This is a genomic window from Pseudomonas sp. VI4.1 (assembly GCF_002029345.1).
Lineage (GTDB): Bacteria > Pseudomonadota > Gammaproteobacteria > Pseudomonadales > Pseudomonadaceae > Aquipseudomonas.
The window spans coordinates 1-12626 of record NZ_MULM01000061.1 but is presented as its reverse complement, the minus strand read 5'-3'; the positions used below and the strand labels follow the sequence as shown (position 1 = coordinate 12626).

General features: G+C 62.1%; 9 protein-coding genes and 2 pseudogenes. 3 read left to right on the top strand and 8 right to left on the bottom strand.

What is annotated here, in order from left to right; genetic code table 11:
• Nucleotides 1-109: 109 nt before the first annotated feature.
• Complete coding sequence (locus BZ163_RS01680; protein ID WP_128869533.1) at nucleotides 110-1204, bottom strand: PLP-dependent cysteine synthase family protein; 1095 nt, start codon at nucleotides 1202-1204, stop codon at nucleotides 110-112.
• 238 nt (nucleotides 1205-1442) lie between these two features.
• Here BZ163_RS01680 and nhaA point away from each other — a divergent pair, with 238 nt between their 5' ends.
• Entirely contained in the window at nucleotides 1443-2618 is a 1176-nt protein-coding gene (nhaA, locus tag BZ163_RS01675; RefSeq protein WP_128869532.1) for a Na+/H+ antiporter NhaA, read from the top strand.
• A gap of 188 nt (nucleotides 2619-2806) precedes the next feature.
• Here nhaA and BZ163_RS01670 read toward each other — a convergent pair whose 3' ends face one another.
• The gene (locus BZ163_RS01670; protein ID WP_064676178.1) at nucleotides 2807-3271 is read right to left on the bottom strand and encodes a glycine zipper 2TM domain-containing protein; all 465 of its coding nucleotides are present in this window, start codon (nucleotides 3269-3271) and stop codon (nucleotides 2807-2809) included.
• Nucleotides 3272-3442: 171 nt separating this feature from the next.
• On the opposite strand from BZ163_RS01670, the gene BZ163_RS01665 reads away from it, so the two are divergent.
• Nucleotides 3443-3679 (top strand): hypothetical protein, encoded by a 237-nt coding sequence (locus BZ163_RS01665; RefSeq protein ID WP_128869531.1) that lies wholly within the window; start codon nucleotides 3443-3445, stop codon nucleotides 3677-3679.
• A gap of 5 nt (nucleotides 3680-3684) precedes the next feature.
• On the opposite strand, the pseudogene pdxH reads toward BZ163_RS01665, so the two are convergent.
• The 5 genes and pseudogenes from pdxH to dinG all read right to left on the bottom strand — a co-directional run bounded on the left by pdxH (nucleotide 3685) and on the right by dinG (nucleotide 11686).
• Nucleotides 3685-4331: pseudogene (gene pdxH, locus BZ163_RS01660) on the bottom strand (pyridoxamine 5'-phosphate oxidase).
• Nucleotides 4332-4355: 24 nt separating this feature from the next.
• Nucleotides 4356-5429, bottom strand: coding sequence for an OmpA family protein (locus BZ163_RS01655; RefSeq protein WP_128869530.1), 1074 nt, complete (start codon nucleotides 5427-5429; stop codon nucleotides 4356-4358).
• A 114-nt stretch (nucleotides 5430-5543) separates the two neighbouring features.
• Nucleotides 5544-6689, bottom strand: a complete 1146-nt coding sequence (locus BZ163_RS01650) for a serine hydrolase domain-containing protein (RefSeq protein WP_128869529.1) — start codon at nucleotides 6687-6689, stop codon at nucleotides 5544-5546.
• Nucleotides 6690-6925: 236 nt separating this feature from the next.
• On the bottom strand, nucleotides 6926-9445 hold the full coding sequence (locus BZ163_RS01645; protein ID WP_128869528.1) for a beta-agarase: 2520 nt from the start codon (nucleotides 9443-9445) through the stop codon (nucleotides 6926-6928).
• A gap of 96 nt (nucleotides 9446-9541) precedes the next feature.
• A complete protein-coding gene (dinG, locus tag BZ163_RS01640; protein ID WP_128869527.1) occupies nucleotides 9542-11686 on the bottom strand; it encodes an ATP-dependent DNA helicase DinG in 2145 nt (714 codons plus the stop codon).
• A gap of 99 nt (nucleotides 11687-11785) precedes the next feature.
• On the opposite strand from dinG, the gene BZ163_RS01635 reads away from it, so the two are divergent.
• The gene (locus BZ163_RS01635) at nucleotides 11786-12250 is read left to right on the top strand and encodes a CopD family protein (protein WP_128869526.1); all 465 of its coding nucleotides are present in this window, start codon (nucleotides 11786-11788) and stop codon (nucleotides 12248-12250) included.
• 146 nt (nucleotides 12251-12396) lie between these two features.
• On the opposite strand, the pseudogene BZ163_RS01630 reads toward BZ163_RS01635, so the two are convergent.
• A pseudogene (locus tag BZ163_RS01630) lies at nucleotides 12397-12626 on the bottom strand (collagen-like protein); the annotation flags it as partial.

The window sequence follows — 12626 nt, the reverse complement described above, 5'->3', positions numbered from 1 at the left end:
CTCGCGATGGTCTCAAGGGCAACGCGTTTATTCAGAAAATACGCGTTATCGTTAACGTCCATCGCGAGCAAGCTCGCTCCTACAGGGGTTCATCAGTGTTTGCAGGAACTCAGATATTGGCGCGCAACACCGTCGCCGGCAGCGGCTCCCCGCGCTCGACACTCGCCGCCACCGCGGCCATTAAACCACTCAGCTCATACCCCTGGGCCTTGAGCCAATCCTGATCGTAATAGGTGGTCGCATAACGCTCGCCGCCATCACACAGAATCGCCACGATCGACCCCGACTCCCCCGCCTCTGCCATCTGCCGGGCCGCCATCAAGGCGCCGATCAGATTGGTCCCGCTGGACCCGCCCACTCGCCGTCCCAAATGCTGCGCCAGGTAATGCATGGCCGCCAGTGACAGGGCGTCCGGCACTTTGACCATTGCATCGATCACCTTGGGCAGAAACGACGCTTCCACCCGGGGCCGACCAATGCCCTCGATTCGCGAACCATGATCCAGGCGCAGGCTGGCATCGCCCGTCAGGTAGTAATCGAAAAACACCGAACGCTCGGCATCGGCGCAGAGCACGCGGGTGCAATGCTGCCGGTAACGTACGTAACGGCCGAGGGTCGCCGTGGTGCCGCCCGTACCGGGGCTGGAAATCAGCCAGCTCGGTTCGGGGTGCTGTTCGAAACGCATCTGCTGGAAGATCGATTCGGCGATGTTGTTGTTTGCCCGCCAGTCAGTGGCGCGCTCGGCGTAGGTGAACTGATCGATGAAATGCCCGTCGTGCTCACGTGCCAGGCGTTCGGATTCAGCATAGATCTGCGTCGGATCATCGACCAGATGACTCTTGCCGCCGTAGAACCCGATCTGCTCGATCTTTTCCCTGGAGGTGGTCGCGGGCATCACTGCGATGAACGGCAATCCCAGCAAACGGGCGAAATACGCTTCGGAAATCGCCGTCGAACCGCTGGATGCCTCGATCACCGGTGCACCGGGCTTGAGCCAGCCATTACACAGCGCATAGAGGAACAACGAGCGCGCCAAGCGGTGTTTCAGGCTACCGGTAGGATGGCTGGACTCGTCCTTGAAATACAACTCGATGCCCGCAAAACCCGGCAGCGGCAAGGGGATCAGGTGGGTGTCGGCACTGCGCTGGAAATCGGCTTCGATAATCCGGATGGCTTCGCGGGCCCACTGTCGGTTGTCGCTCATGGTGGTTTTCTCGGTGAGTCGGCCTTTTTCAAGGCTCAGCTGACAAGCTTAGGAAGAATCCTACATCACGCACAGATACAGCTGAGGTTCAATACGCCGGGTAACTGCTAGGCTCAGCTCCGTGTCGACTAGCAGCCTTGTAACGCTATATAACAAAAAAGAATATAACTTTTGTTTTAACAACTAACGGTACGGGTTAGGGTGTGCCACCTTTTGACCTCATCAATGGAGAGTGACCTTGCCTCTGCGTAGCACTTTCACGCGTTTCTTTCAGTTGGAAGCTGCCAGCGGTCTGTTATTGATCGCCGCTGCAGCCCTGGCTCTGATCATCAACAACTCCCCGCTGTCGTGGCTCTACAACGGCCTGCTGGACACCCCCGTGGTCGCCCAGATCGGCGCGCTGAAAATCGCCAAGCCCTTGCTGCTATGGATCAACGACGGCCTGATGGCCTTGTTCTTCCTGCTGATCGGCCTGGAAGTGAAGCGTGAAGTGCTCGACGGCCAGTTGTCGAAACCTTCGCAGATCGTCCTGCCCGGCGCGGCCGCCATTGGCGGCATGGTGGTGCCGGCGCTGATCTACTGGTTTCTCAACCGGGATAACCCGCCAGCCCTCAGCGGCTGGGCCATTCCGATGGCCACCGACATCGCCTTCGCCCTCGGCGTGCTCGCCCTGCTGGGCAAGCGGGTGCCGGTGTCGCTGAAACTGTTCCTGATGACCCTGGCGATCATTGACGACCTTGGCGCCATCATCGTCATCGCGATCTTCTATTCGGGTGCGCTGTCGACGCTGTCGCTGGCGCTGGCGGCCGCCTGCATCGTGGCGCTGATCGCGATGAACCGGCTCGGCGTGGTCAAGCTCGGGCCGTACATGATCATCGGTCTGATCCTGTGGGTCTGCGTCCTCAAGAGTGGCGTGCACGCCACCCTGGCCGGCGTGACCCTGGCCTTCTGCATTCCGCTTCGCACCAGGAATGCCGAGCCTTCGCCGCTGCTGACCCTGGAACACGCCCTGCATCCCTGGGTGGCCTACGGCATCCTGCCGCTGTTCGCCTTCGCCAACGCCGGCCTGTCCCTCAGCGGGGTTACCGTCGAAAGCTTCACCCATGATGTACCGATGGGCATTGCGGTTGGCCTGTTGCTGGGCAAGATGCTCGGCGTGTTCGGCCTGACCTGGCTGGCGGTGAAAATCGGCATCGCCGCCCTGCCCCAAGGCGCCAACTGGGGTCAAGTACTGGGCGTGGCGATCCTCTGCGGCATCGGGTTCACCATGAGCTTGTTTGTCGGCTCCCTGGCGTTTGTGCCAGGCGCCAGCGAATACGCCGGGATGGATCGAATGGGGATTTTGACCGGCTCGATACTGGCGGCGGTGATCGGGTACGCGGTGACGGCGCTGGCGAGTCGCAAGAGAAGCTGATCCGGGCGTACACGAATCCTAAGTCCAACAAAGATCCACTGTAGGAGCTGGCTTGCCAGCGAAGGCGGCCTTAAGTCTTGCATCGCCTATGAAAATGCCTTCGCTGGCAAGCCAGCTCCTACAGGTGGACATCGAAAAAAAACCCCGACCAGTTCACCTGATCGGGGTTTTCTTTTGCGTTATTCCGCTTAGTGCGAAACGCGGCTCGTGCCATCCACCGTGGCAATCCGCACACGTTCGCCGACACGGAACACTTCGTTTTCCTGAACCTGTTGCACGTAGGCACGCATGCTGCCGTCGTCTTCACGGACGGTGATTTCCACGCCCTGGGTGCGGGTCAGGCCTTCTTCGGTAGCGGAACCGAGCAGACCGCCAGCAACGGCACCGATGACGGCTGCGACGATGCTGCCGCGACCGCCGCCGATGGCGCTACCGCCGACACCGCCCACGACTGCGCCCGCGGCACCGCCAATTGGGGTCTTGGTGCCTTCGATTTTTACCGGACGCAATGCTTCAATGGTGCCCATGCGAATCGTCTGTACACGACGCGCTTCGTCACGGGAGTAGGAGTCACCGGTCAGGTTCGATTGGCAGCCAGTGAGCAACATCGCCATGGTGGAAAATGAAGCAACCAACAGAACAGACTTACGCATAGCATCAACTCCAAAAAGACAGGTATTCATTAAACTCCGCAGCTTGACGCCTGTCACGGCATCGCCCGGATAAAATTGGTTTCATTCAGTTCCGGTACAGATGCCCCTCGCGAACTCACCACACAGTAGCGGCAAATTCCGGGACCTGTCCCCGCTGACTCAAGGATTGTCATGGATTATTTCATCATTGTCGTCACCACTGTCGCCGGCCTGTACTTCCATGGTTGGCTGTACGTACGGATCAAGCGCTGGATGGACCGCGACCTGGCGTTGGCCCTGGCGGGTAGCGATGAGCACAAGAAAGCCTTCATGCTGCAGCAATTGGCCAATGCTCAGGCGCAGAAGATCAAGCGTCGGGACCTGCCCCAGTGGCTGGAAGCCGCTGCGGCAGACTATCCCGGTCGGTAGACTGCTCAGGGTGCCAGACGTTCAAGAATCCAGTCGGCGCCCTGCACACGGTAGTTGAGGCGATCGTGCAGACGGCTCGGACGGCCCTGCCAGAATTCGATGCGCTCAGGCAGCAGACGATAACCGCCCCAATGCTCGGGGCAGTGCGGCTGAGTGTCGCTGAAGCGTTGCTCGGTGTTCTTGAGCAACGCTTGCAGCTCGTCACGACCGGCAATCACTCGACTTTGCGGTGAAGCCCAGGCACCGAGTCGGCTGCCCAGCGGCCGGACTTGATAGTAGGCATCGGATTCCTCGGGCGTGACCTTCACCACCCGCCCTTCGATGCGCACCTGGCGCTCCAGGCCGGCCAGAAAAAGGTCATGGCGGCGAACGGATTCGCCGCCAGGTGCTGACCCTTGGCACTGTCGTAGTTGGTGAAGAAGGTGAAGCCCTGCTCGTCCAGCCCCTTGAGCAGCAAAATGCGGCAATGCGGTCGACCGTCCTGATCGACGGTGGCCAGGGTCATGGCGTTGGCTTCCACCGGCGCCTGTTCGGTTTTCACCGCGTCGGCGAACCACTGATGGAACAGCGCGAACGGCTCGACCGGGGCTTGCGCCTCGGTCAGGCCATCACGGGTATAGTCGCGACGCATATCAGCCAGGCCCTGGGTCATGGCGCATTCCTTTTGGTTAACGAATCACTTTTTTGCAGCATCGGCAGCGGCGACTTTCTTGTCGGCGGCTGCGGCTTTGGCCGGCGTGGTCTTCTTCACCGGAGTCTTGGCCGGTGCTTTCTTGGCTGGCGCCTTGGCAGCTTTCTTGGCAGGTGCCTTTTTCGCTGCCGGGACATCGGCTTTCTTCGCGGCTGGCGCAGGCGTGACCGGCGCGGCTACTGGCTTGACGTCCTGGGCTGCAACCAGGCGCATTGGCGCCGGCGCTGGCATGTTGTACTTGCTCAACAGCGCCACCATGGTGTTCTGCGGGGTCACCAGCAGTTCCACGCGACGGTTCAAGGCACGACCTTCATTGCTGTCGTTGGCAGCACGCGGGGCTTCGCCGCCCATGCCGCGCAGCATCAGGCGATCACGCTGCAAGCCGCTGAGACGGAAAATCGCGGCCACGGATTGGGCACGCTCCTGGCTCAGTTTCACGTTGGCCGGTGCCGCGCCCGACGTATCGCTGTGACCGAGTACCAGCACGGCAGTCTTCGGATCGACTTCGAGGATTTTTGCAACGCGAGTGAATGGACCGAGGGTCACAGGCAGCAGCATGGCCGGGCGGTCAGGGTTGAACGAACCTTCTACCGGCGCGATGACCACCAGCACGTTTTCACGACGCTCGAGTTGCAGGTTGCTGTCCTTGATCGCCGTGCGCAGGCGTGGTTCGTAGTCGTCGAGCCAGGCCTGGGTGACTTTCGGGTCAGGCATCGGCACGACTTTGGCGGTGCTTTGGTCCTTGCCACCGAACGGCCACCACCACTTGCCCCCTGCATCGGCTTGCGCCTTGGCCACTTCGACAGGTTTGGCTTGCGGTTTTTTGTCCTGCACCTCTTCGGCGCCGAACGGCCAGTACCATGGGCTGGCGCTTTCAGCTTTGGCCACCGGCGCGGTTGCGGCAGGTTTCAGCGGTGCCGGGGCTGAATCTTTGGCGGCGACTTTGTCGGATGAGCCGAACGGCCACCAGCTGCTGCCATCCGAGTCATTTTGTGGGGTTTGTGCGCAACCGGTGATGGCGAAGCACAGGGCCAAGGCGAAGGTTTTATTGGATGACATTGGATTTCCACAAAATGAAGTGATGATAAAATCAGGCCGGATCAACCCGGATAAACAGACGCTTTGAAAACATAAAGGCCTTTGGGTTCCGGCCCTGGAACCTTTGGGCAGGTTTTACAGACAAGTGGCCAGTACCCGCACCAGCTTTTGCGCCCTGGGATCCATCAAGACGTACGGCCCCAGGGTGTTTGTCACAAAACCGAAGGCCACGTCGTATTCCGGATCGGCAAAACCGATGGAACCGCCCGCACCCGGATGGCCGAAGGCGCGAGGGCCAAGGCCGTAGGTCGCGTTGGCGACGTCCGGTTGATCAAGCATGCAACCCAGGCCGAAACGGGTCCGGGTCAGTAAAGTCTTGTCTTCGCCGAGGCTGTGTTCGCGGGTCAGCTCGTCGAGCATGTCGCTTTCCAGCAGGCTGCCATCCAGCAGGCCGGCGTAGAACCCGGCCAGGCTGCGGGCATTGCCGTGGCCATTGGCGGCCGGCTGCTGCATCCGGCGCCATTCCGGTTTGTTGGTGCTGGTCATGATCGACGGCGGGTTGGTGAACGCCCGCGTGCTCATGGCCGTCGGTTCGCGCATCGTCACTTGCAGCAGACGCTGGGCCGCCGCATCGCCGACGTTGCCCTTGCCACGGGCGATGTGCGCCACGCGGTGGAATTCTTCGTCCGCCAGGCCGACATGGAAATCCAGCCCCAGCGGCTTGGCAACGCGGGCCACGATGGACTCGCCCGGTCCTCGACCGTCGGCACGCCGCAGTAGCTCGCCGACCAGCCAGCCATAGGTGATCGCGGCGTAACCGTGGCCTTCCCCTGGCGTCCACCAGGGCGTTTCGGCGGCCAGGGCATCGACCATGGTGTGCCAGTCGTACAGCGCTTCGGGCGCCAAGGGTTCGCGCAGCGCCGGCAGGCCGGCCTGGTGGCAGAGCAACTGGCGCAGGGTCACGGCCCCTTTGCCGGCGGCGGCGAACTCGGGCCAATAGCGGGCAACCGGAACATCCAGTTGCAGCTTGCCTTCGGCCACCAGTTGCAGGGCGGTCACGGCGGTGAAGGTCTTGGTGCAGGAGAACAGGTTGGCGAGGGTGTCGCTGTGCCAGGCTTCGCAGCCATCCTTGTCGGCGCTGCCCGCCCAAAGATCGACCACGGTTTCACCGCCGACCTGGATGCACAGCGCGCCGCCACGCTCCTGGGGATCGTCGAACAACGCCGCGAATGCTTCACGCACCGCTTCGAACTTTAGATCGTAATAACCCTGAATCAGCACCCGCAACTCCCTTGGATAAACGCACTACAACGTGGCCCGCATTGTTCCAGCCATTGAGGCTTTTGGGAACAGGGGCGGGCCGGGCGGTCGGACGCCCGTGGAATGGATCGGACATCATGGCGTCCTCTCGGACGCCTTCGCGAGCAAGCTCGCTCCTACATTGGATCTGCGTCACACCAAAGACCCCCCTGTAGGAGCTGGCTTGCCAGCGAAGAACGATAACGCGGTCTCAGCCCCTAGTGGCCATCGGCCGAATGCCCGCCCGCCTGGCCAGCGCCCTGCCCCGGACCCTTGCCGGCGTCGCCCTGCCTGCCGCCCGCGGCATCATGGCTGGCTTTCTCCGCTTCGGCTTTGCCCTTCCCGGCCTCTTTACTCCATTGATCGACCATCGCCAGGTTGCTCTTGCGCACACTGTCGACGAACCCCTGGAACGGCAGGTCGGTGATACCCACCAGGCCAAAGTGCCCGTTCTCACCATCCTGCAGACGCCCGGTCACCGGTTGATCGAGGTACTGGAACCAATGCACCCCGACAATCGACGGTTCGTTCATCGCCTGTTTGAGGAAGTTCGCGTAGGCCGGCCCACGGTCCTCTTCTTTGGCCAATTGCGTCACGCCCCCCCAGAACGGGCCCCGATCCGCGGAGCCGAAGTTGAACTCGGTGATCAGCACCGGTTTGTCCAGGCTGCGCAGCGCGGCGAAGTCATAGCCGTCCTGCGGTTGCAGGGTGTACATGTTGAAACTCAGCACGTCGCAATACTGGGCGCAGGACGCCACGGCTTCCGGCGTGCTGATGGCGAAGCGGCCGCCCAGCAACAGCTGATTCGGCGCATGCCACTTCAGCGAGTCGGAGATGGTCTTGAAGTAGGTGTCGGCGAAGACCTTCTGGAAGTATTTGAAGTCGGCTTCGATTTCCGGGTATTCAGCGCTCGGCAGTGGCGGCACGAAGCCCGGGTCTTCCATCAATTCCCAGGCAGGCAGGTCGATGCCCCAGGCTTTGGACAGGCCAGCCTGGTTGCGGTATTTGTCCCGCAGTTGCTTGAGGAACGCGCGTTTGGCCGGCACGTCGGTGGTCATTTTCAAGGTGCCGTAGGCCAGTGCGTAACGGGCTTTCGGGTCGTCGCCGGGACCGGCCCAGGCCAGTTCGTTATCGGCGAAGTAGCCGATCAGCCACGGATCGTCCCGATGGTCGCGGGCAGCGATGGCCACGGCACGTTCGGTGGCCATGGCGAACCGCGGGTCGAACGGGTCGGGCATGCCGCCCCACCAGTCGTTGCCGGTGCTGATACTGGCGTAATCGCCGACGATCGACAGCGGCAAGGTGTATGGCATGCGGTCAGCGTTGGCCAGTACCGGAGCGCTCCAGTTACCGACGGTGTTGAAACCCCAGGCTTGCAGACGATCAAGCGCATGGCTGGCCCATTGCTTTTCATCGACCAGCGCTTTGCAGGGTTGGGCGACGGCTGCTTTTTCAATAGTGGCTTCGACGGCGTCGGACTTGGCCGCTTCGGCAACTCCGGCCTTGGACTCGGTAGCCACGAGTGGGGCAAGTTGCTCGGCGCCCTTCTCGACCGTCGCCTCGACGGCGTCGGCCTTGGCCGCTTCGGCAACCCCGGCCTTGGTGTCGCTGCCCAGGGCACACGGTTCGCCATACAGGCGCTGCAGGTTGGCCCCATAGAAGTCGTACCAGCGACCGGCGTTATAGCCACGGCCTTGATCGGCACCATTGCCGCCGCGGTTATCGCCTTCACCATAGTGACTGGCCAGCAGTTCGTCGGGCTTGGGCAGGGATTCGAACATCCACTCGCGTCCGGCGATGTAGGTCCGATTGACGTCCGGGGTCACGGTGTTGACCCCTAGCGAGTAGAACGGATGCCCTTCGGGCGTCACCAGGTACCAGCGACCGTCACTTTTCTCAGTGCGGAAAAAGCCACTGGCCTTGAAGGCCGGGCCTTTGTCCCAGCCTCCGAAGGTGTCCAACGACGATTTCCGACGCTCGGCCAGCCAGGTTTTCAGCTGTTGCTGTTCTTTGGCCGCAGCGCTTTTGAGTTGTTCGTCGTTGCCGATCTTCTCTGGCCATTTGGCGCGAGTGGACTGCCCGTAAGCGTCCACCAGACCGCCATAGGCCGCTTTGGTCACCGCGTCGCCTTCCTGCACGCCGAAGCGCTCGAGCAGGATGCTCTGGGCGACTTTTGGCTGATCCATCGACAAGGTCACCGACACCACCTGGCTGCGCTCCAGCTCGCCCGCGCTGCTGGCCAGCAATACGCGCTGACCGTCAAAGGTCATCGGCATCGGCGGCCCGGCTTTCATGCCCAGGCTCAAGGGCGTAAACGGCTGCAGCGGCACGAGCAAGGTTTGCGCAGGGCCGGCCGGCAGATCGACTCGACTGACCAGGATCTTGCCGTCATTGCTCTGGATCTTGACGTACAGGGTCACGGCCCAATTCATCGCGCTTTGAATCCGCAGGCTCATGAAACCCGACTGCGACCAGTCCCAGGCACCGGTTTGCGGGCTCAGGCGCAAGGTGGGCTGCGCCACCGGGTTGAACGTCACCCGCCGCAACACTTCGCCTTCGGCCGTTTGTTCGGCGTTGGATTGCGGCAGGCTGGCGTCCTGAGTCGCCACTTGGACCACGTCGGCGGGGCGCACAAAGTTGAACAGCGTCTGCTGGCCGGCAGGCGCCGCCAACACAGGGGCTGCAAACATCAGGGCAAACACGGAAGGTAACGAACGGCGCAGCGAACGGCGAATCATGAGAACGAAATTCTCCCTAACGACCTTCAATGGGCCAGTGGAAAAGCGATGGTAGAGAGATAGACAACGCGGCGGGCAAAATTGCCCACCGGTGTTTCAGGAAATTTCACGACGGAATGGCGGCAACGCATTGAGGATCGCCTTGCCGTAGCGCTGGGTCACCAGGCGCCGATCGAGCAAGGTGATGGTGCCGCGGTCTTCCTCGGTGCGCAGCAAGCGCCCGCAAGCCTGGACCAGCTTCAACGAGGCATCCGGCACCGAGATTTCCATGAACGGATTGCCGCCCCGGGCCTCGATCCATTCGGCCAGGGCCGCTTCGACCGGGTCATCGGGCACCGAGAACGGAATCTTCGCGATCACCACGTGCTCGCAATACGCACCGGGCAAGTCGACCCCTTCGGCGAAACTCGCCAGGCCGAACAGCACGCTGGAGTCGCCGCCATCGACCCGCGCCTTGTGCTTGTTCAGGGTTTCCTGTTTCGACAGGTTGCCTTGAATGAACACTTGCTTGCGCCAGTCGCGATCCAGGCCGTCGAACACGTCCTGCATCTGTTTGCGCGAGGAGAACAGCACCAGGGTGCCGCGCGAGCCTTCCACCAGCGCCGGCAAGTCACGGATGATCGCCGCGGTGTGGGCCGGCGCATCACGCGGGTCGGCTTTCAGGTCCGGCACCCGCAGCACGCCAGCGTCGGCGTGATGGAACGGGCTCGGCACCACCGCGGTCACGGCTTTTTTCGGCAGGCCGGCGCGCATGCGAAAACGGTCGAAGGTACCGAGCGCGGTCAGGGTCGCCGAGGTCACCAGCGCGCCGTAAGCCACGTTCCACAGATTGCGGCGGAGCATTTCCGCCGCGAGGATCGGGCTGGCGTTGACCTCGATGTCGAACAGCGAACCGCTTTCAGCCAGGGTCAGCCAACGGGCCATGGGCGGGTTGTCTTCCGGGTCCTCGGCGGTGAAGGCGGTCCACAGCTCCCAATTGCCCGAAGAACGGGACAACAGGCTGCCAAACAGCGGATACCACTCTTCCGCCTGGTTGCTGGCGATGCCGATGTTGACCTCGCCGTCCATGCCTTCCTTGAGCAGTTCGGTCAGCCGGGTGAACAGGTCGGTCAGACGGGCAAAAGCCTTCTTCAGCTCGATGCCCATTTCGCGCATGTGCTCGGGAATGACCCCGCCGACGAAACGATGGCGCGGGCGCTCGCGGCCTTCGACGTCTTCACCGGGCTTGAAATCGGCGACCTGCTCGCAGGCGGTGAACATGAACTGCTGCTGGGTCTTGATCTCTCGCGCCAGCTCCGGCACTTGCTCGAGCAACTTGCCCAGATCCCCGGGCAGCGGGTGCTGGGCCAGGAGTTTGGTCAGGTTCTTGGCGGTGGCTTCGAGCCAGTCGGCGGTGGAACGCAGGCGTGTGTAGTGGGCGAAGTGGCCGATGGCCTTGTCCGGCAGGTGATGGCCTTCGTCGAAAACGTAGATGGTGTCGCGCGGATCGGGCAATACCGCGCCGCCACCCAGGGCCAGGTCAGCCAGGACCATGTCGTGGTTGGTGACGATGACGTCGACCTTGCCCATGCCTTCGCGGGCCTTGTAGAAGGCGCATTGGCCGAAATTGGGGCAATGGCGGTTGGTGCACTGGCTGTGATCGGTGGTCAGGCGCGCCCAGTCGGCGTCTTCCAGCGCGGTGGACCAACTGTCGCGGTCGCCGTCCCACTTATTGCCGGCAAGCTTCTCGATCATGCTGGTGAACAGCTTCTGGCTGGCCTCGTCGACCTCGATCTTGAAGCCTTCTTCTTCGAACAATTGCGCCGTGGCCGTTTGCGCATGGCCTTCCTGGAGCAACATGTCGAGTTTGGACAGGCACATATAGCGCCCGCGCCCCTTGGCCAGGGCGAAGCTGAAGTTCAGCCCGCTGTTGCGCATCAGGTCGGGCAGGTCCTTGTAGACGATCTGCTCTTGCAGGGCCACGGTGGCCGTGGCGATCACCAGGCGTTTGCCGGCAGCCTTGGCCGTGGGGATGGCCGCGAGGCTGTAGGCCACGGTTTTACCGGTACCGGTGCCGGCTTCCACCGCGACAATCGCGGGGTCGCCACTGCGCCGGCCTTCGTCGTCGGTGTCGATGGCACCGAGGACCTTGGCAATTTCGGCGATCATCAGGCGTTGTCCGTAGCGTGGCTTGAGGCTCTTGGCTTCGAGAAAACGCGAGTAGGCGCCCTGGATCGTGGTTTTGAGTTCGGTGCTGATCATGGATTGTCGGGCGCAAAAAACGCTGGATAAATTTTCAGTGGTTCGGTTCGGTCGCTATCATACCCCGCTAATTAATCCCGCGCAGAACGGAGTACCTCAATGACACCTTTTGGCATCGTTTATACCCTGCATGTCCTGTCCGCCCTGGTCTGGGTCGGCGGCATGTTTTTCGCCTGGATGGTCTTGCGGCCCGCCGCGATGAAGGCGCTGGAGGGGCCTGCCCGGTTGAAACTGTGGGTCGAAGTGTTTCAAGGATTTTTCCGCTGGGTCTGGGTGGCGGTGGTGCTTTTGCCGATCAGCGGCGTGGGCATGATTCATCTGCAGTACGCCGGGTTTGAGGCCGCGCCACGTTATGTGCAGGTGATGATGGGCTTGTATGTGGTGATGACTGCGCTGTTTATCCGGATCCAGGCATTGATGTTGCCTGAGTTGCGTGTTGCGGTAACGGCGCAGGATTGGCCGACGGGGGCGGCGGTGCTGGGGAGGATTCGCCGGTTGGTGGGGATCAACCTGGTGGTCGGACTGGTGCTGGTGGCAATTGCTGCGGCGCGTCCGATGTTTTGAGGCGGCCGGGATGACGTCATCGCGGGCAAGCCACGCTGCCACAGGTTCTGAGTTGTTCACAAATGTGTTGAACGACTCAGAACCTGTGGGAGCGTGGCTTGCGCACGAAGACAATCGATCAGACGACACACATCTCAGGAAATGGATTACAACCGCTGGACAGTCACCGAACCTTCCGCACCCGCAGGCCCTGGCTGGCCATCAGCCCCTGGGCGCCCGTTCTTGCCGCCATCGGCCTTGTACACCAGGCAGCCCTTGGCCTTGCCACCCGCCCCCGGCTTGCCGCCGGGTCCGGCCATGCCACCGGCACCGCCCGCGACCTGGACCTTGATCCGTTCCGCCGGGTAATCGCGCGGCACTTCCAGCCGGACCAGCG